Genomic DNA, 19,051 nt, shown 5'->3' with positions numbered 1-19,051 from the left:
AAATCCGGTGTGGACGGGCCGGAACGTCCCTACCATGCCCTGGTGCCTGCCGACCCCTTCCGTTACCGCTCCCCGGACGAGGACAGCGCCCGGTGGCTCGGGTTCCCCTTCCGCACCGGCGACATCGTGATCAGCACCCGGTCCAAGAGCGGCACCACCTGGATGCAGATGATCTGCGCGCTGCTGGTGTTCCGTACCCCCGACCTGCCGGCCCCGCTGTCGCGGCTGTCGCCCTGGCTGGACTGGCTGGTCGAGCCCCGCGACGAGGTCGTCGCCCGGCTCGCCGCCCAGGAGCACCGGCGGTTCGTCAAGACACACACCCCGCTCGACGGGGTACCGCTCGACCCCCGGGCGACGTACGTCGTGGTCGCCCGGCACCCGCTGGACATGGCGGTCTCGCTGTACCACCAGGCCCGGAACCTGGACCGCGAGCGGATGCACGAGTTGACCGGCCAGCCCGTCGGCCCCACCGGGCCGCGACGGCCGTTGCCCGAGTGGCTGGGCCGCTGGGTGGACCGGGAGGTCGACCCCCGTGCGGAACTGGACTCGCTGCCCGGTGTCCTGTGGCACCTCACCGATGCCTGGCGGCGTCGGGACCAGCCCCACGTCGTCCTCGTGCACTACGCCGACCTGCTGGCCGACCTGGCGGGGGAGATGCGCCGGCTGGCCGACCGGCTCGGCTTCGACGTGCCGGAGCGAGACTGGCCCGACCTGGTCGACGCGGCCACCTTCGGGCGGATGCGGGAGCGGGCGGACCAGCTCGCCCCCGACCCGGCCGGGGTGCTGCGCAGCCGCGCCGCGTTCTTCCGGGCGGGCACCTCGGGGCAGGGCCGGGCGTCGCTCGACCCGGCCGTGCTGGCCCGCTACCAGGCCCGGGTGGCGGCCCTGGCCCCGCCGGACCTGCTCGCCTGGCTGCACCGCTGATCACGGATCGTGAGCACCCTTGCGCGAATTTGTTACCCTCGATCGGTCCCGGGGCGGTGCGGCCCCGGTAGTCCCTCGACCTGATCAAGGAAGCGGCCCGAGCATGGATCTGAGCAACGCCACCTGGCGCAAGTCGACCAAGAGCGGCCCGAACGGCGGCGCGTGCGTGGAGGTCGCCGCCGACCTCCCGGGTGCGGTGGCCGTACGGGACAGCAAGGACCCGTCCGGCCCGGCCCTGGTGTTCGCGCCGGCTGCCTGGGCGCGTTTCACCCGGGACCTCCGGCGCTGAGCAGCTCCCGCAGGCACGCCGACCAGCCCACCACGACAGAGGGAGCCCCGATCCGGGGCTCCCTCTGCTGTCTCGCTAGCTGCTCTGCCTACTCCCGGAAGTCAGTCCCGGTCGTCGTCGTCCCGGTCGTCGTCATCGTCGTCGTCCCGGTCGTCCTTGTCGTCCCGGTCGTCGTCGCGGTCGTCGTCATCGTCATTGTCGTCGTCGACCGGCTCCTTCTCGGTGTCGAGGATCGTGCCAGTCTCGCGGTCGACGTCGATCTCGTACTCGGTGGTGCCGTTGATGATCTCGATGCTCCAGACCGGGCGGTTGTGCTCCCGTTCGCGGTCGACCTCGACGATCCGGCCGCCACCGGCGGCGGCGAGGGCGATCTCGCCGGCCCGCTCCCGGCTGATGGTGTCCTGGCTGGCCGGCGGGGTGCCCGGGTCGGTGGCGGCGCGGGTGGTGGCGGTCAGGCCGGGGGCCGGGTTGCCGTCGGTGGCGGGGGCGGCGGGGGTGGTCGTGTCGGGGGTGCTGGTGGTCGCCACCAGCGCGGTGTCGGCGCTGCGCTGCGCGGTGCGGTCGGCGGCGGCGCTGCCGAGCGCCACGCCGGTGACCGACAGCACGGCGGTGCCGCCGATCGCGGCCAGTGCCAGTGAGATCCGGTTCATCGGGTCCATCCTCTCCTCGTTGCTGCAATCGAGGATCGGTCCTGGGTGGATAGGGGCGCGCTGTCCGATTGCTAAGGCCCGGTTAAGCCGCCGGCCAGTGCTTCCCGCCCGCCGGGGTGTTCGATTCGGTGCCCTGTCGAGCTGCCCTCACGGATGGGGCGGAAGCCGTGGCGCGCGGGGCGGAAGCTGTGGCGCGCGGGGCGAGGGCTGTGGCGCGCGGGGGCTGGTGCCCGGCTGGTCTCGTGGGCGGGGCAGCTCGACAGGACGCCAATGTTGGGGTGCCCGCCAGCGGTCCGCTGGCCACGTTGGGCCCAGGCACCTGCGGATCCGGCCATCCGGATGGACAGCCAGCAACCCGAGCCAGGCCGGGTCGGAGGCGGGCGGGGGCAGTTCCGGTCAGTAGTGGCCTCAGTCGTTGGGGGAGCGGGGTGGGCCGAGGCGGAGCAGGACCCGGGCGCCGCCCTCGGGGCCGGTGCCGACCTCCAGGGAGCCGCCGCTGGCCTCGGCGGCCCGTTGGGCGATGTCCAGGCCGAGGCCGGTGGAGCCGCCGTGACTGGCGCCCCGGCGGACCGTGCCGGGCGGCATGCCCGGCCCCTCGTCGGCGACGGTCAGCAGCACGTGACCGCCGTCCGGGGCGAGGCGCACGGTGAACGGGGTCTCGTCGGGGGTGTGCGCGAAGACGTTGCCCAGCAGGGCGTCCACCGCCGCCTCCAGTTCGTCGGCGGGTACCCCGACCGGGAGCGGACCCTCGGCCAGGTCGAGGGTGACGGCTCGGCCGGTGTCCTCGGCGAGCACCGACCAGAACGCCACCCGGTCCCCGACGATCGCCGCCGCGTCGCAGACGGCGGCCCCGGCGGTCGGGGTACGCCAGCGGGCCTGCCGGATCAGGCCGGTGACGGCCCGCTCCAGCCCGTCGACGGCGGCGGTGACCCGGGCGGCGTCCGCCGGGTCGCGCAGCGACTCGGCCTCCAGCCGGAGCGCGGTCAGCGGGGTACGCAGCCGGTGCGACAGGTCGGCAACCTGCTCGCGTTCCTCGCGCAGCAGCACCTGGATGCGGCCGGCGAGGTGGTTCAGCGCCCCGGCGACCTCGCGCAGCTCGGCCGGGCCGGCCGGGGTGACCCGGGCGTCGAGTTCGGCGTTGGCCAGCCGGTGCGAGACGGTGGAGAGGTCGGTGATCGCCCCGACCAGGCTGCGGGCCAGCCGGTCGGCGACGGCCAGGCCGACCAGCACCAGGACGATGCCGAGCCCGGCCAGCAGCAGCCAGGCCCGGGTCACGCCGTGGGTCAGCTCGGCGGCGGGCACCACGGTCCGGATCACGCCGATGCCGTCCGCGCGCCGCTGCACCGCGATGACCACTTCCCGGCCGTCGTCGAACTCGGCGGTCAGGCTCTGCCCGCGCGCGGCCAGCTCGACCGCGGGGGTACGCGGGGCCGCCGCCCCGAGGATCGTGCCGTCGGGCAGGAAGACGCTCACCGGCCGGCGGGACTGGGCGACGAGCTGTTCCACGGTGAGTCGGACGATCTCCGGGTCGGCGGTACCGACCACGGGCACCAGGCTCTGCGCGTCGGCGGTGGCCCGGACGGTGGCCCGGTCGGCGGTGACGTCGCGGACCAGCAGGGCCAGCGGCACCAGGAACGCGGTCAGGACGAGGACGCCGACTGCGGCGGCCAGCAGGGCCAGCCGACCCCTCACCGGTCCGCCCCGGGGTCGGCCAGACGCACCCCGACACCCCGGACGGTGTGCAGGTACCGGGGCTGCTGGGCGCTCTCCCCGAGCTTGCGGCGCAGCCAGGACAGGTGCACGTCGACGGTCTTGTCCGCGCCGCCGTACGGGATCTGCCAGACCTCGGTGAGCAGTTCCCGCTTGGTGACCACCTGACCGGGCCGGCCGGCGAGGTGGTGCAGCAGGTCGAACTCGCGCGGGGTCAGCTCCACCGGCGTACCGTCCAGGGTGACCTGCCGGGAGCGGGGGTCGACCCGCAGCCCGCCCACGGTGATCGTCGGATCGTCGGCGTCGGCGGCGGAGGGGCCCCGGCGCAGCACCGCCCGGACCCGCGCGTCGAGCTGGGCGGCGGTGAACGGCTTGACCACGTAGTCGTCGGCGCCCGCGTCGAGCACCCGGATGATCTCCCTCTCGTCGTCGCGGGCGGTCGCCACGATCACCGGGACCGCGCTGACCGCGCGCAGCATCCGGAGCAGTTCGCGGCCGTCCAGGTCGGGCAGTCCGAGGTCGAGCACGACCAGGTCGGGCCGGTCGTCCAGCGCGGCCCGCAGGCCGTCCATCGCGGTGGAGGTGGCGGCCACGGCGTGGCCACGTTCCCGTAGGGCGCGGACCAGCGGGGTACGGATGGTCAGATCGTCCTCGACGAGCAGCAGGCGGGGCACACCAGGCAGGCTAGCCGGCCGGTCGACGGGCACCACTGTTCTTAACCTTCCCTTATCCCCCCGCAGAGCCCCGCCCAACGTCTCGTCGGGGATAGTCGGTGACATGGGTCGCCGTACACTGCTCGCCGCCGTCGGGTGGCTGGCCACCGCCGTTCTCGCCACCGGTCTCGGGCTGGGCGCGATCCGGCTCGTGGGTGAGGGGATCGCCGGTACCCCCGGCGGGGTGCTCAGCCAGGAGGAGGTCGCCCGGGCGTTGGCCTCCCCGGTGCCGTCCGCCCCGGCCGTGTCGGGTACCCCGACCGGTCCCGGTGCCCCGGGCGCGGGGCCGTCCGGTACGCCGCAGACCCCCACCGCCGTCCCCTCGGCCACGCCCCCGGTCACCCCGTCGGCGAGCCCGGCCGGGTCCCAGCGGGTCTTCGTCGTCACGGGAGGCAGCGCGGTCGCCGAGTGCCGCAGCGGCGGTGCGGCGTTCCTGGTGTCCTGGTCCCCGGCCCAGGGGTACCGGGCCGTGGAGATCGACCGGGGGCCGGACGACGACGTGGAGGTCAGCTTCGTCGGGCCGGGCGGCGAGCACGAGCTCCAGGTGGAGTGCGTCGGCGGGGAGCCGGTGCTCATCCCGGACGACGACGATGACGACGACGACTGACCGGTCGGCCCGACCCGGCTGACGCGAGCGGCCGTGCCGGGTCCGCAGACGAGCGCGCGGCGCCGTCCGACCGGGGTCCGACGTCGCCGCGCTCTGGCCGTCTCCCACCCTCGCAGCCCTACGGCGGTACGTCGGCGGGGACCTGGCTCGACCGGCACCGCACTGCGCCGGACAGCTCCTCGATCCCCGCCCCGGGGGAATCCAAACCTCGCGTCCGGGCCGCCTTCCACCATCTGCGATTCCCGGCGTGGATCGGCCCGCAGCCGGGTATGAGCGCCACATGGAACATTTCACGATCGCGACCGTCGCCGAGAAGAGCCCGGACTTCCGGCGGGTGCTGTGGACCGGCCAGCAGACCCAGTTGGTGATCATGACCATTCCGCCCGGTGGCGAGATCGGCGAGGAGGTCCACGAGGGCATCGACCAGATCCTCACCTTCGTCAGCGGTGCCGGGGAGGCCCGGGTCGGCGGGGAGACCAAGGCCGTCGCCCAGGGCGACCTGGTGGCGGTACCGGCCGGGACGAAGCACAACTTCGTCAACACCGGGCCGAACCCGCTGGTCCTCTACACGGTGTACGGCCCGCCGGAGCACGCCGACGGCGCGGTGCACCGGACGAAGGAGGAGGCCGACCGGGCGGAGGCGGCGGGCGAGGACGAGCCACCCACCTCCTGAGCCGGGTGAACCCGCCCCGGGTCGGGGTATCCGGGGCGGGTGCCGCAGCAACCGCCGATCGCCGACTACGCGTTCCTCTCCGACTGCCGGTCGGGCGCGCTGGTCGGTCGGGACGGCTCCGTCGACTGGTGGTGCCCCACCCGGTTCGACGGGCCGTCGGTCCTCGGCCGGCTGCTGGACCCCCGGGCCGGGCACTGGCGGCTCGCCCCGGTCACCCCCGGGCGGGTCGAACGGGCGTACCGGCCGGGCAGCCTGGTGCTGCGTACCGTGCACCACACCGCCACCGGCAGCGTGGCGGTCACCGACGCGCTCGCCGCCGGGCCGGGTGCGCGCGGGCACGAACTGGGCCTGAACTCGCCGGCCGTGCTGGTCCGGGTGGTGGAGGGGCTGACCGGTCGGGTACCGATGCGGCTGGACTTCGCGCCCCGCCCGGAGTACGGCCGGCTCACCCCGTACCTGCACGAGCGGCCGGACGGGTCGGTGCTGGCCACCGCCGGCCCGGTGGTGCTGGCGCTGCGCGGCGGCGGGCCGCTGCGGGTGGCCGGCGACCGGGTCCGGTGCGACGTCACCGTCGCGGCGGGGCAGACCGTCGGCTTCGACCTGGCGTACGGCGCGGCGTACGGCGACCCGCCCGCCCGGCTGGACCCGGTGCCGACGCTCGCCGACACGGTACGGGCCTGGGAGGCGTTCCGGGAGACGCACCGCTACGACGGCGAGTACGCCGACCTGGTGCGGCACAGCGCGACGGTGCTGACCGGGCTGACGTACACCCGTAGTGGCGCGGTGGCCGCGGCGGCCACCACCTCGCTGCCGGAGCGGCTCGGTGGCGACCGCACCTACGACTACCGCTACTCCTGGCTGCGCGACTTCGCGATGACCATGCGGGCGCTCTGGGTGGCGGCCTGCCCGGAGGAGGCGGACCGTCTCTTCGCCTGGGCGGCCCGCTCCGCCGGCCGGATCGGGGAAGCCCCGGTGCCCGTGCTGTTCGGGCTGGAGGGGGAGCGGGAACTGGCCGAGCGCGACCTCGGCCACCTGCGCGGGTACGCCGACAGCCGGCCGGTCCGGGTGGGCAACGAGGCGTGGCGGCAGCGGCAGCTCGACGTGCCCGGCGAGGTGATCCTGGCGGTGTGGCGGCTGCACGAGTACCTCGGGGAGACCTTCGACACCGAGATCCGGGAGATGGTCGTCGATCTGGCCGAGGAGGTGGCGGGGACCTGGCGGCTGCCGGACCGGGGGATGTGGGAGGCCCGGGACGCCGAGCGGCACCACCTGTCGTCGAAGGTGTTCTGCTGGGTGGCGCTGGACCGGGCGGTGGAGTTGGCGCCCCGGCTGGGGAAGCGGGCCGATCCGGTCCGCTGGGCGGCGATCCGGGACGAGATCCGGGCCACCGTCCTCCGTGCCGGGTGGAACGAGCAGGTCGGCGCGTACACCGGGGTGTTCGGCTCGGCGGAGCTGGACGCCTCCGCGCTGCTGCTGCCGCTGGTGCGCTTCCTGCCGGCCACCGATCCCCGGATGCGGGCCACCATCGCGGCCGTGGAGCGGGAGTTGGGTGCCGGCGACGGCCTGGTACGGCGCTGGCCCACCGACCCGGCGGCGTTCCTGATGTGCTCGTTCTGGCTGGTCGAGTGCCTGGTGCTGGCCGGGGAGCCGGAGCGGGGGCGGGCGGTGTTCGAGCGGGCCGTCACCCACGCCAACGACGTCGGGCTGTTCAGCGAGCAGGTCGACCCGGTCTCCGGCGCGCAGGTGGGCAACACTCCGCAGGCGCTGTCCCACATCGGTCTGATCAGCGCGGCGTGGCGGCTGACCGACCCCGCGACCGACTGACGACGACGCGGTCCGCGCAATGTGAACTCTGCAACATTCCTGCAAACGCAACTCATTGACGCTGCAGCTCAGAGGGTCCTAGCCTGGCCATCAGGAAAGCCCTTTCCCCGAGTGGTCTGACCCGCAACACATCCCGATCTGGAGCCGTGGGGCTCCGGCCCGGGAAACCCCGGTCCCCGACACCCGTCCCTGCCCGCCCCGGCACTCCACCGGGCGCGGGCGGTCGGGGACCACCACCACGGTCCACGAGAAGTACCGGGGTGTGCCGAAGGGCAGCGAGCCCACCAAGATCGGTGAGGGCGCGGACGGGCACCAACTGCATCTACAACGCCTCCGACATCACCTGGCGCTGACCTCACCACCCGGTGCCCGGCACGGACGGCACGGTCCCGCCGGCACCACCGGCCGGAGCCCGGCGTCGACGACCCACGCGTCGACGCCGGGCTCCGGCGCGTCTGCGCCACCCGGCCGGGTTCGCCCGTGCGATCAGGGGGTAGAACATCTGCCATGACCACCCTTGACCAGCCCACCGTCGCGCTACCGGGCGGCGTCCGGATGCCCCTGCTCGGCTTCGGCACCTGGCAGGCCACCGGCGAGCCCGGGTACGAGGCCGTGCTCGCCGCGCTCGACGCCGGGTACCGGCACGTCGACACCGCCACGATGTACGGCAACGAGGCCGAGGTCGGCCGGGCGATACGGGAGAGCGGGCTGCGCCGGGAGGACGTCTTCGTCACCACCAAGCTGCCGCCGGAACGGGTCGGCCGGGAACGGGAGACCATCGAGGAGAGCCTGCGGGCGCTCGGCCTGGACCAGGTCGACCTCTGGCTGGTCCACTGGCCCCCCTCCGACCCGGCGGACAGCGTCCCGGTCTGGCGGGAGATGCTCGCCGCCCGCGACGCCGGGCTGACCCGGGCGGTCGGGGTGAGCAACTACGCCACGCCCCAACTCGACGAACTGATCGAGGCGACCGACGAGAACCCGGCGGTCAACCAGATCCGGTGGAGCCCGTCCCTGTACGACCGGCAGCGGCACCGCGAGCACCGGGACCGGGGGATCGTGCTGGAGGGGTACAGCCCGTTCAAGACCAGCGACCTGGCCGACCCGGTGCTCACCCGGATCGCCGCCGCGCACGGCGTCTCCCCGGCCCAGGTGGTGCTCCGCTGGCACGTCGACCACGAGATCGTGGTGATCCCCAAGTCGGTCACCCCGGAGCGGATCCGCGCCAACGCCGACATCTTCTCGTTCTCGCTGACCGCCGAGGAGATGCGCGACATCGACGCCCTGGGCCGCTGACCGACGTCCCTGGCCGCGCTGCTGCGCCGCCTCGCCGCGCCGGACCGTGCCCGCCTGCGTCGGCTGGCGAGGGCCCGGGGCAGGTTACCTTCTGAGCGATATACCTGACCGGAATAATTATTCCGGTCAGGTATATCGCTGTCGAGGGGTGGCTGTCCGCGACGAGGATTTTTGTCCGCTTCGAGCCGTTACGGTGGCAGGTGGTCGGCGGGTGAGGCGGGTGGACGGGGCCTGTGCGATCAGGCTGCTGCGGCGAGGGCGGTGACCCAGGGCGGCCGGCACGTCGGCGAGGTCGGGCACGTACGGTCCGGGTCCCGGCCTGCGGCGAGCGCGTCGTGGTCGACCAGGGCCACGTCCAGTCCCGCCGCGTGGGCCGCCGCCGCCTCGGCGGCGAAGTGCGGGTCGGGCCGGCGGGGGCGCAGCGGGTCGGCGGGCACGGCGGCAGGAGTGCCAGCCCACGCCGGGCCGAGGGCGCCGCCAGTACCGGCGCGGGCCGGTGGTGCCGCCGGCCCGCGCCGGGTGGGTCAGGACCGTGTGCAGGTGACGCCGTTGAGGGTGAAGCTGGTCGGCGCCGCGTACGCCCCGGAAAGCGTCCCCTGGTAACCGAAGCTGGCGGTGCCGCCGGGGGCGATCGTGGCGTTGTGGCCCACGTTGCGGGCGGTGACCGTGCTGCCGCTCTGGCTCACCGTGGCGTTCCACGCGCTGGTGACCTGTTGCCCGGCGGGCAGGCTGTGGACCAGGGTCCAGCCGTTGACCGTGGTCGAGCCGGTGTTGGTGATCTGCAGGTCGGCGGTGAAGCCGGTGTTCCACGAACTGGCGGTGTGCTTCACCGCGCAGCCGCCGCTGCCGCCGGGCGGCGTGGTCGGCGGGGTGGTGGGCGGCGTGGTGGGGTTGGTGCCGCCGCCGTTGACCGCGGCGGAGAAGCTGGTGACGGCGAGACCGGCGCCGCCCTGCCACGGCTCGAACCCGGCCTGGATGCTGGTCAGGTACCAGGAGTTGGTGATCGCGCCCCGGTTGCGGGTGTCGGTGATGAAGGCCAGCAGGTTGAGGTTCGCGCTGCTGATCGCCGACGGGGCCAGGTACGAGATGACGTTGTTGGAGCCGTTGCTGCCCCGCCACACCTCCCAGCTCCGGCCGTCGATGGTGGCGGTGCCCACCGGGGAGCCGATCGGCTGGATCGGGCCCTGCCGGTTGAGCCAGATCATGATCTCCATCTGGTTCACCCCGTCCCGCTTCGGGCTCGGGTCGAGCCAGATGTCGTACGAGGCGTTGTAGACCGCGCCGCTGACGTACCGGTAACTGATGGCGCTGGTGGCGCTGCTGATCTGGCTGACCTGGATCGGCAGGTTGGTGCCGGGGGAGCAGTTGGTGTAGTGGCAGCCCACGAAGATCGACGGGTACGCCGTCGGCGCGCCGTTGGTGGGGTTGCTGCCGTTCTGGGTGGTGATCTCGAAGCCGGTTCCGGTGACGTTGATGCACTGCTGGGCGGTGGTGCCCCAGCGGTTGTTCTGCACCACGTACCGGTTCTGGATCACCGTCGAGCCGTACTGCTCGCAGATCTGGGTGTCGGCGGACGCGCTGCCGCCCAGGGCGACGGCGACGACCGTGCCGGCGGCCAGCAGGCCGGCCGCCAGGACGGCCCGCAGGGTTCGTCTCATGATGCTCCTCGGCTCGGGCGTTGGGGGCGCCGGACTGCCGTGGGGTACGAGCGGAAGCGCTCCCAGGTTCAACCGATACATTCACATGTATGAAATGCTCACGCAACTGGATCGTCGCAGGTCCGCCCGCGCGGACCGGGTCGGACCTGGCGTGATGGTCATGACCTGTGGGGAGGTGGATCGACGCGGGTGAGGGTGGGGTCGACGCGCGGGTCGAACGCCCCTGGCGTGCCACGATTGCACCGAGTAGTGTCTTGCCTCCAACGCGTCCCGCACCCCCTCGGAGGCGTACAGCACGATGGGCGGTTCCTCCCTGCGTGTCCTCATCGTCGGCGCGGGCATCGCTGGCCTCGCCGTCGCGCGGGCACTGCGGATGGTCGGTCTGCGGCCCGACGTCACCGAGAAGCAGCCCCCGAGTGAGCTTGCCGACACCGGCCTGTACCTGCCCGGCAACGCCGCCCGCGCGCTGCGGCGTCTCGGCCTCGACGGGCCGGTGCGCCCCCTCGGCCAGCTCATCCACCGGCAGCGGTTCCTCGACGCGGCCGGGGACCCGCTCTGCGAGGTGGACCTCGGCGCCCTCTGGGGCGGGGTCGGCGAGTGCCGGGCCCTGCCCCGCGCCGAACTGCACCGGGTACTGCTCACCGGGGCCGGCGGGGCGGTCCGGCACGGTGCCGAGGTGCGTACCGTCGACCTGCTGCCCGGTGGGGTCGGGGTCACCTTCGTCGACGGCACCACCGGGGAGTACGACCTGCTCATCGGTGCCGACGGGCCGCGCTCCTCGGTGCGTACCCTCGCCGCGCTCGGCGGCCCGCCCCGCCCCGCCGGCCAGGTCGTCTACCGTGCCGTGCTCCGGGGTGGTCCCCGGGTCACCGAGTGGACCGCCCTGCTCGGCCAGCGGGCCAGCTTCCTGACCATCCCGATCGGCGGCGGGCGACTGTACTGCTACGCCGACGAGGCCGGCACCGACGTGCCCGCCGACCCCCGGGCGCGGCTGCGGGAACTCTTCGGCGGGTACGGCGGGCCGGTGCCCCGGGTGCTGGACGCGCTGACCGACGTCGAGGTGCGCGCCGAACGCACCGACGAGGTCGAGTTGGGCCGCTGGTACCGGGGACGGGTGCTGCTGGTCGGCGACGCCGCGCACGCCACCGCCCCGACCCTGGCCCAGGGGGCGGCGATGGCGCTGGAGGACGCCGTGGTGCTGGCCGACGCGCTGACCAAAGCCGACACCGTCGAGGCGGCCCTGGTGGCGTACGAGAGCCGACGCCGGCCGCGTACCCGGTGGGTGCGGGACCGGACCCGGGACCGCAACCGGACCCGCGACGTGCCGCCGGCGCTGCGCGATCCCCTGCTGCGTGGGCGGGGTGGACGGATCTTCGGTGAGCACTACCGGCTCCTGGTGGACCCGCTGTGATCGACCGGGTGGCTTGGGGTGTCACCCCGGCGCACCCCCGAACCGGGTTCCGACCTGCCGGGGACTATCCTCCTTGCGGATGACGGCTCGCAGATCACCAGCGCGCAGCCGAGCGGGACAACCGAGAACCGGAGGCCATTCGTGACCACCGTCGCACCGAAGCCGGTCGTGACCCGGCCCTGGCCGGTCCGAGAACCGGTCAAGGGGTCGGCCCTCGCGCGGTTGCTGCGCACCACGGACGCGAAGCAGATCGGGATCATGTACATGATCACGGCGTTCGTGTTCTTCATGATCGGTGGTCTGATGGCCCTGGTCATGCGGGCCGAGCTGGCCGTGCCCGGGATGCAGTTCCTCTCCCCGGAGCAGTACAACCAGCTGTTCACGATGCACGGCACGATCATGTTGCTGTTCTTCGCGACGCCGATCGTGTTCGCCTTCGCGAACTACATCGTGCCGATCCAGGTGGGCGCGCCGGACGTGTCGTTCCCCCGGCTGAACAGCTTCGCCTACTGGCTGTACCTCTTCGGCGGCACGATCGCCATGGGTGGCTTCTTCACCCCGGGCGGCGCGGCCGACTTCGGCTGGTTCGCGTACGCGCCGCTGAGCAGCGTCGAGCACTCGCCGGGTGTCGGCGCGAACATGTGGATCGTCGGTCTGGCCATCTCCGGTCTGGGCACGATCCTCGGCGCGGTCAACATGATCACCACGATCCTGACCCTGCGCGCGCCCGGCATGACGATGTTCCGGATGCCGATCTTCACCTGGAACATCCTGGTCACCAGCCTCCTGGTGATCCTGGTCTTCCCGCTGCTGGCCGCCGCGCTCTTCGCGCTCGCCGCCGACCGCATCCTCGGCGCGCACATCTACGCCCCGGAGACCGGCGGGCCGCTGCTCTGGCAGCACCTGTTCTGGTTCTTCGGCCACCCCGAGGTGTACATCGTCGCGCTGCCGTTCTTCGGCATCATCAGCGAGATCATCCCGGTCTTCTCCCGCAAGCCGATCTTCGGCTACAAGGGTCTGGTCGCCGCGACCATCGCCATCGCCGCCCTGTCGATGAGCGTCTGGGCGCACCACATGTTCGCCACCGGCCAGGTGCTGCTGCCGTTCTTCAGCTTCCTGAGCTTCCTGATCGCGGTCCCGACCGGGATGAAGTTCTTCAACTGGATCGGCACCATGTGGCGCGGCCAGATCAGCTTCGAGACGCCCATGCTCTGGGCGATCGGCTTCCTGGTCACCTTCCTCTTCGGTGGTCTGACCGGTGTGCTGCTGGCCAGCCCGCCGCTGGACTTCCACGTCTCGGACTCGTACTTCGTCGTCGCGCACTTCCACTACGTGCTCTTCGGCACCATCGTGTTCGCCGTCTTCGCCGGTATCTACTTCTGGTTCCCGAAGATGTTCGGCCGGATGCTCGACGAGCGCCTCGGCAAGGTGCACTTCTGGCTCACCATGGTCGGTTTCCACACCACCTTCCTGGTGCAGCACTGGCTCGGCAACGAGGGCATGCCCCGCCGGTACGTCGACTACCAGGCCATCGACGGCTGGACCACGCTGAACATGATCTCCACGGTCGGCGCGTTCATCACCGGTGTCTCCACGCTGCCGTTCATCTACAACTGCTGGAAGTCTTACAAGGCCGGCCCGGTGGTCGAGGTCGAGGACCCGTGGGGCCACGGCAACTCGCTGGAGTGGGTGACCAGCTCGCCGCCGCCGCTGCGCAACTTCGACCGGATGCCCCGGATCCGCTCCGAGCGGCCGGCGTTCGACTACAAGTTCCCGGAGCTGGCCGCCGGCGGCCAGTCCCTGGCCGGCCCGCCCGAGGGTGGTGCCAAGCCGCTGACCCGCGAGGCGAACGGCGGGGCCAGCTACCAGGAGGACACCGAGACCACGATCGACCGCTGAGCGGTCCGACCCGCGCGTCCGACGGGCGCCGTACCCACACCGGGTACGGCGCCCGTCGCCGTCTGCCCGGTGCCCGTCGCCGATCGCGCGGCACGCGGCGTCGAGGGGAGCGGGTGCCGGCGGGCCGACCGCTCCGGTCGGGGGGTGCCCCGCGCCACCCGCGGCGGCGGTCAGTGGGCGGTGCCGGCGGTGGCGAGCTGCTCGGCGTCCGTGCCCGCCGCCGGGGGCGTCGCCCGGCGGCGCAGCTCCACCGGGAGGACGACGAGGGCGACCAGCAGGCCGAGCGCCCCGGTGACCACGAAGCCCCACACCGGGGCGCTGCGGTCCATGACCGCCCCGGCCAGCGGGGCGCCCACCGCCATGCCGACGGTCACCGCCGAGCCGTGCAGACCCATCGCCACCCCGCGTACCTCGGCCGGGGCCAGGGTGCTGACCAGGTCGGCGGTGGCCGCCAGGGTCGGCGCGCAGAGCATCCCCGCCGGGACCAGGGCCAGGCAGAGCAGCCACCAGTGGCCCCCGCCGAGGCCGACCGGGATGGTGCAGAGGCTCAGCGCGGCCAGCAGCACCAGCGGGGAGACCGGCCGGCTGACCGCCCCGTACGCGAAGCCGCCGACCAGCGAGGAGACCGCCCAGGCGGCGAGGACGACGCCGGTCCAGCCGACCGCGCCGTTCTCCCGCAGCACGGCCACCACGGCGACGTCGGTGCCGGCCAGGACCACGGTGGCGGCGGCACCTCCCGCCAGGACGGCGAGCAGCCGGGGGGTGAGCCACGCCCGGCGGGGCAGCCGCCGGGCGGGCGTGGTGGCCTCGCTGGCGCTGCGGGTCGGCGGGTTCAGCAGCCAGAGGGTGGCCCCGGAGAGCACGATCCCGGCACCGACCGCCCAGAGCGTGGCGCGGGCCGAGACGGTGGTGGCCGCGGCCACCGCCAGCGCCGGGCCGATCATGAAGGACAGCTCGGTCGACATCGAGTCCAGCGCGTACGCCGGCCGGCGGCGCTCCGCCGGCACCAGCGCGGCGATCGACTGGCGGATCACCGAGAAGGCCGGCAGCGCCAGCAGGCCGGCGAGGAACGCGGCCGGCAGCAGCAACGGGTACGACAGGGCCGGCGCGGCGGCCCAGAACACCGCCTCGGCGACCGTGGTCAGCGCCAGCACCGGGCGTAGGCCGTGTCGGTCGATCAGGCGGCCCAGCAGGGGATTGCCGACCGCGGAGCCCACCGTCAGCGCCGCGCCCACCAGCCCCGCCGCGCCGTACCCGCGCCCGAGGTCCAGCACCACGTAGAAGGTCAGCGTGATACCGGCGGCGGTGATCGGCAACCGGGCGAACACCGACACCAGCAGCAACGAGCGGAGACCGGGCAGGGCGAGCGCCTCCCGGTAGGGCTTCAGGTTCACGTGGTCGACCTCCGGGCGACATCCTGGCCCCCGGGTACGACCCGCACCACCAATTTTCCGGTTATGCGCTCCGGATCACGGGGGCGCCGCGCAGCGTCACCCCGGCGCCGTCCATGGCGCGCAGCGCCACGTCGGTGGTGGCCGGCGCGACGGCGGCGGTCAGGTCCAGCAGCACGGTGGTGGCGAACCCCTCCCGGGCCGCGTCCAGGGCGGTGGCCCGGATGCAGTGGTCGGTGGCGATGCCCACCACGTCGACCCGGTCCACGTCGTGCCGACGCAGCCAGTCGGCCAGGCACTCGCCGTCCGCCGCGTGCCCCTCGAAGCCCGAGTACGCGGCGGCGTGCTCGCCCTTGTGGAAGATCGCCTCCACCCGGCCGGTGTCCAGCTCCGGGTGGAACTCGGAGCCGTCGGTGCCGACCACGCAGTGCCGGGGCCAGGTGTCGATGAAGTTCGGCGGATCGCCGAAGTGGTCGCCCGGATCGACGTGGTAGTCCTTGGTGGCGACCACGTGGTCCCAGCGGTCCGGCTCGGCGGCGAGCAGCCGGGAGATCCCGGCCGCCACCCCGGCCCCGCCGGCCACCGCGAGGGAACCGCCCTCGCAGAAGTCGTTCTGCACGTCCACGATGATCAACGCATTGCCCACCGGGTGGCTCCTTTCCTCCCCGCCGGGGGTGTCAGCCGGCGGGTACGACGGTGACCGGGACCGCCGGGTCGCCGGCGGAGAGCTTCAGCCCCTCCCAGGGGATGGAGATCAGACACTCTCGCAGGTGCTCGCGGGACTCGTCCAGCGACGGCAGGTCGGCCGGCTCGCCGCCGGCCACGTACGTCCGTTGCAGCAGCCGGTCGTTGGCCTGCCGGTCCGGTACGCCCTGCGGGACGATGACCTCCTCGGTGGCGGTACCGGTCGGCTTGTGCCGGCGGACCGCGACCTTCCGGCCGCCGATGGTGGCCTTGTGCTCGGAGCGCTTGACCACCGGCCGCCCCTCCACCTCGACCAGCTTGTAGACCAGGCCGGCGGTGGGTGCGCCGGAGCCGGTGACCACGGAGGTGCCCGCGCCGTACATGTCGACCGGCTCGGCGGCGAGGGCGGCGATGGCGTACTCGTCGAGGTCGCCGGAGACGATGATCTTCGTCTCGGTGGCGCCCAGCGAGTCGAGCAGCTCCCGGGACTGGTGGGCGATGACCGCCAGGTCGCCGGAGTCGATCCGGACCGCCCGCAGCTTCGGCCCGGCCACCTCGATCGCGTTGCGGATGCCCTGGCTGATGTCGTACGTGTCGACCAGCAGCGTGGTGTCGCTGCCCAGCGTGGCGACCTGCGAGGCGAAGGCGGCCCGCTCGTCGTCGTGCAGCAGGGTGAAGGCGTGCGCGGCGGTGCCGGCGGTGGGGATGCCGTACCGCTGCCCGGCGGCCAGGTTCGAGGTGAACCGGAACCCGGCCAGGTACGCGGCCCGCGCGGCGGCCACGGCCGCCTCCTCATGGGCCCGCCGCGACCCCATCTCGATCAGGGCCCGTCCCCGGGCGGCGGTGACCATCCGGGCCGCCGCGGCGGCCACCGCGCAGTCGTAGTTGAGCACCGAGAGCACCAGCGTCTCCAGCACCACGCACTCGGCGAAGCCGCCGGAGACGGTGAGGATCGGCGAGCCGGGGAAGAACAGCTCCCCCTCGGCGTACCCGTCGACGTCGCCGGTGAACCGGTAGTCGGCCAGCCAGGCGGCGGCCGTCTCGTCGACCACCCCGGTCCGGCGGAGGAAGTCGACCTCCTCCCCGGTGAACCGGAAGTCGCGGATCAGCTCGACGAGCCGGGCGGTGCCGGCGACCACCCCGTACCGGCGGCCGGCCGGCAGCCGGCGGCTGAACACCTCGAAGACGCAGCGCCGGTCGGCGGTGCCGTCCCGCAGCGCGGCGCTGACCATGGTCAGCTCGTAGTGGTCGGTCAGCAGCGCGGGGCGAAAGGTGCTCACGTGTGCCAGCCTAGAGTTCGTCCGGCGTCCGTGTCGGCCCGGCCCGCTGCGCCGGTCTCCGTCGCCGGTGTCGGTTCCGCTGGTCAGGTGCCCTGTGGTGGGGTCGGCGCCGGGGCCGGGGTGGGCTCGGTCACCCGGCCGCCGGGTGCCCCGGCCCGGCCGGTCCGGACGGGCCGCGCGGGGGTGCCGGGGACACGGCGGGTGTTCCGGTTCATCGGTTCGCCGGATCCGGTGGCACGATGGGGGGCATGGCGGCTCCTCAGGTTGCACCAGTCGAGACGCCGGACACCGATGAGGTGCCGGCTGCCGACCGGCCATGGGTGACGATCGTGTGGGACGACCCGGTCAACCTGATGAGCTATGTGACCTGGGTCTTCCAGAAGCTCTTCGGGTACAGCCGGGAGAAGGCCGAGCAGTTGATGCTGGACGTGCACCACAAGGGGCGGGCGGTGGTCTCCAGCGGGGCCCGGGAGCGGATGGAGCACGACGCGTCGCAGCTGCACGCGTACGGCCTCTGGGCGACGGTGGAGCGCTCGTGAGCATGTTCCGCCGCCGGGGGGACCGGTACGTGGCGACCTTCGCCGTCGACGAGGTCCGGGTGCTGCGCAAGGTCGCCTCCGAGGTGGTCGGCCTGCTCACCGACGGCTTCGACCACACCGACCCGGTCGTCGGCCGGCTCTTCCCCGAGGTGTACCCGGAGGACGCGGCCGGGACGGCGGAGTTCCGCCGGTACACCGAGGGCGACCTCAAGACCGCGAAGATCGACCAGGCCGGCGCGATCCTCGCCGCCCTGCCCGACGAGGCCGGCGGCGAGGTGCGGCTCGACGCCGAGGCGGCCGAGGCGTGGCTGCGGGCGCTCAACGACGCCCGGCTGGCGATGGGCGTCCGGCTGGAGATCAAGGACGGCACCGACCTGGGCGCGGAACTGGACGTGGCGATGGCCGCCGACCCGAGCTCCTCGCGGGTCTTCCAGCTCTCCGTCTACGCCTACCTCGGCTACCTCCAGGAGTCCCTGCTCAACGCCCTCATCGCGGAGTGAGGAAGGGCCCCTCCTAACGCTTCCGGTAGAGGAAGGGCCCCCTGTTAACACCACCCTGTTAACAGGGGGCCCTTCCTTGCACCGGGGGCCTGCGAGTGGGGGTCAGGCGGCGTCGAGGGCGGCGAGTTCCCGGTCGTCGAGGGTCAGGTCGGCCGCCGCGGCGGAGTCCCGGATCGTCTCCGGCCGGCTCGCGCCCGGGATCGGTACGACGACCGGGGCGAGCGCCAACTGCCAGGCGAGGCAGACCTGCTGCGGGCTGACCCCGCGCGCCTCGGCGATCTCGGCGAACGGGCGGAACCGCCCGCCCAGGTCCCCGGCCCGGCCGATGCCGCCCAGCGGCGACCAGGGCAGGAAGGCGATCCCGAGCTCGGCGCAGAGCCGGAGCTCCTTCTCGCTGCTGCGGAACTCCGGGGAGAACTGGTTCTGCACGGAGGCCAGCCGGTCACCGAGGATGTCCCGGGCGGTGCGGATCTGGTCGGGGTCGGCGTTGGAGATGCCGGCCATCCGGATCTTGCCGGCGTCGGCCAGGTCGCGCAGGGCGCCGATCGAGTCGGCCCACGGCACCCGGGGGTCCGGCCGGTGGAACTGGTACAGCCCGATCGCCTCGACGCCGAGCCGGGTCAGCGAGGCGTCGCAGGCGGCCCGCAGGTACTCCGGGGAGCCGTCGAGCCCCCACTCCGACCCGCCGGGACGGGTGTGCCCGCCCTTGGTGGCGACCAGGACGCCGGAGGTGTCCCCGCCGTACCCGGCGAGGGCGCGGGCGATCAGCGACTCGTTGTGCCCGAAGTCCGTCGAGTCCAGCGAGTACGCGTCGGCCGTGTCGATCAGGGTGACCCCGGCGTCCAGGGCCGCGTGGATGGTCCGGACGGCGCGGTCGGTGTCGGGGCGACCGCCGAGCGACATCGGCATCCCGCCGAGCCCGATCGCGCCGACCCGTACCGCGCCGATGCGGCGTTGCTGCATGTGTTCTCCTCCGTCGTTCGTCGGGGTGCTCCGGCGTTCGTAC

19 protein-coding genes are annotated in these 19,051 nt (G+C 73.4%); 10 read left to right on the top strand and 9 right to left on the bottom strand.

The genetic code is table 11. The features are described from left to right. The first annotated feature begins 42 nt into the window (after window positions 1-42). Together AWW66_RS06880 and AWW66_RS06875 are read left to right on the top strand one after the other, a co-directional pair. Entirely contained in the window at window positions 43-924 is an 882-nt protein-coding gene (locus tag AWW66_RS06880) for a sulfotransferase domain-containing protein (RefSeq protein ID WP_067361387.1), read from the top strand. A 103-nt stretch (window positions 925-1,027) separates the two neighbouring features. Continuing rightward, complete coding sequence (locus AWW66_RS06875) at window positions 1,028-1,213, top strand: DUF397 domain-containing protein (RefSeq protein WP_067361385.1); 186 nt, start codon at window positions 1,028-1,030, stop codon at window positions 1,211-1,213. A gap of 101 nt (window positions 1,214-1,314) precedes the next feature. On the opposite strand, the gene AWW66_RS35900 is transcribed toward AWW66_RS06875, so the two are convergent. From AWW66_RS35900 to AWW66_RS06860, 3 genes are all read right to left on the bottom strand, one after another. Further along, window positions 1,315-1,863, bottom strand: coding sequence for a PepSY domain-containing protein (locus AWW66_RS35900; protein WP_067361445.1), 549 nt, complete (start codon window positions 1,861-1,863; stop codon window positions 1,315-1,317). Window positions 1,864-2,271: 408 nt separating this feature from the next. Next, window positions 2,272-3,555 (bottom strand): sensor histidine kinase, encoded by a 1,284-nt coding sequence (locus tag AWW66_RS06865; RefSeq protein ID WP_067361382.1) that lies wholly within the window; start codon window positions 3,553-3,555, stop codon window positions 2,272-2,274. Then, on the bottom strand, window positions 3,552-4,247 hold the full coding sequence (locus AWW66_RS06860; protein ID WP_067361380.1) for a response regulator transcription factor: 696 nt from the start codon (window positions 4,245-4,247) through the stop codon (window positions 3,552-3,554). Before AWW66_RS06860 ends, AWW66_RS06865 begins: the two co-directional genes overlap by 4 nt. A gap of 103 nt (window positions 4,248-4,350) precedes the next feature. On the opposite strand from AWW66_RS06860, the gene AWW66_RS33445 reads away from it, so the two are divergent. The 4 genes from AWW66_RS33445 to AWW66_RS06840 all read left to right on the top strand — a co-directional run bounded on the left by AWW66_RS33445 (window position 4,351) and on the right by AWW66_RS06840 (window position 8,683). Continuing rightward, a complete protein-coding gene (locus AWW66_RS33445; protein ID WP_067361376.1) occupies window positions 4,351-4,893 on the top strand; it encodes a septum formation initiator in 543 nt (180 codons plus the stop codon). 280 nt (window positions 4,894-5,173) lie between these two features. Continuing rightward, entirely contained in the window at window positions 5,174-5,566 is a 393-nt protein-coding gene (locus AWW66_RS06850; RefSeq protein WP_067361373.1) for a cupin domain-containing protein, read from the top strand. Between the two features lie 39 nt (window positions 5,567-5,605). Next, window positions 5,606-7,390 (top strand): glycoside hydrolase family 15 protein, encoded by a 1,785-nt coding sequence (locus tag AWW66_RS06845; protein ID WP_067361370.1) that lies wholly within the window; start codon window positions 5,606-5,608, stop codon window positions 7,388-7,390. A gap of 507 nt (window positions 7,391-7,897) precedes the next feature. Beyond that, window positions 7,898-8,683 (top strand): aldo/keto reductase, encoded by a 786-nt coding sequence (locus AWW66_RS06840; RefSeq protein WP_067361368.1) that lies wholly within the window; start codon window positions 7,898-7,900, stop codon window positions 8,681-8,683. Between the two features lie 239 nt (window positions 8,684-8,922). On the opposite strand, the gene AWW66_RS06835 is transcribed toward AWW66_RS06840, so the two are convergent. Beyond that, window positions 8,923-9,120, bottom strand: coding sequence for a hypothetical protein (locus AWW66_RS06835; RefSeq protein ID WP_067361366.1), 198 nt, complete (start codon window positions 9,118-9,120; stop codon window positions 8,923-8,925). An 87-nt stretch (window positions 9,121-9,207) separates the two neighbouring features. Further along, the gene (locus AWW66_RS06830; RefSeq protein ID WP_067361364.1) at window positions 9,208-10,341 is read right to left on the bottom strand and encodes a glycoside hydrolase family 12 protein; all 1,134 of its coding nucleotides are present in this window, start codon (window positions 10,339-10,341) and stop codon (window positions 9,208-9,210) included. 298 nt (window positions 10,342-10,639) lie between these two features. Here AWW66_RS06830 and AWW66_RS06825 point away from each other — a divergent pair, with 298 nt between their 5' ends. Beyond that, window positions 10,640-11,752 carry an FAD-dependent monooxygenase gene (locus AWW66_RS06825; protein WP_067361361.1) on the top strand — a complete coding sequence of 371 codons (1,113 nt, stop codon included), beginning with the start codon at window positions 10,640-10,642 and terminating at the stop codon, window positions 11,750-11,752. Between the two features lie 141 nt (window positions 11,753-11,893). Further along, window positions 11,894-13,651: an aa3-type cytochrome oxidase subunit I gene (gene ctaD, locus AWW66_RS06820; protein ID WP_067361356.1), complete on the top strand. Its 1,758-nt coding sequence runs from the start codon at window positions 11,894-11,896 to the stop codon at window positions 13,649-13,651. A 170-nt stretch (window positions 13,652-13,821) separates the two neighbouring features. Here the strand turns inward: ctaD and AWW66_RS06815 are convergent, their stop codons facing one another. The 3 genes from AWW66_RS06815 to AWW66_RS06805 form a co-directional block, all read right to left on the bottom strand. Further along, window positions 13,822-15,045 carry an MFS transporter gene (locus AWW66_RS06815; RefSeq protein WP_067361353.1) on the bottom strand — a complete coding sequence of 408 codons (1,224 nt, stop codon included), beginning with the start codon at window positions 15,043-15,045 and terminating at the stop codon, window positions 13,822-13,824. 61 nt (window positions 15,046-15,106) lie between these two features. Beyond that, complete coding sequence (locus AWW66_RS06810; RefSeq protein ID WP_067361350.1) at window positions 15,107-15,688, bottom strand: isochorismatase family protein; 582 nt, start codon at window positions 15,686-15,688, stop codon at window positions 15,107-15,109. A gap of 31 nt (window positions 15,689-15,719) precedes the next feature. Next, a complete protein-coding gene (locus tag AWW66_RS06805) occupies window positions 15,720-17,006 on the bottom strand; it encodes a nicotinate phosphoribosyltransferase (RefSeq protein ID WP_067361346.1) in 1,287 nt (428 codons plus the stop codon). Between the two features lie 248 nt (window positions 17,007-17,254). Here AWW66_RS06805 and clpS point away from each other — a divergent pair, with 248 nt between their 5' ends. Together clpS and AWW66_RS06795 are read left to right on the top strand one after the other, a co-directional pair. Then, entirely contained in the window at window positions 17,255-17,545 is a 291-nt protein-coding gene (gene clpS / locus AWW66_RS06800; protein WP_067361443.1) for an ATP-dependent Clp protease adapter ClpS, read from the top strand. A 2-nt stretch (window positions 17,546-17,547) separates the two neighbouring features. Further along, a complete protein-coding gene (locus tag AWW66_RS06795; RefSeq protein WP_211271857.1) occupies window positions 17,548-18,045 on the top strand; it encodes a DUF2017 domain-containing protein in 498 nt (165 codons plus the stop codon). 102 nt (window positions 18,046-18,147) lie between these two features. Here AWW66_RS06795 and AWW66_RS06790 read toward each other — a convergent pair whose 3' ends face one another. Continuing rightward, on the bottom strand, window positions 18,148-19,008 hold the full coding sequence (locus AWW66_RS06790; RefSeq protein ID WP_067361339.1) for an aldo/keto reductase: 861 nt from the start codon (window positions 19,006-19,008) through the stop codon (window positions 18,148-18,150). Window positions 19,009-19,051 lie beyond the last annotated feature (43 nt).

It is taken from the genome of Micromonospora rosaria (assembly GCF_001567585.1).
Lineage (GTDB): Bacteria > Actinomycetota > Actinomycetes > Mycobacteriales > Micromonosporaceae > Micromonospora > Micromonospora rosaria.
Note: the sequence above shows the minus strand (reverse complement) of the source record. Positions and strands in the feature narration are given on the sequence as shown.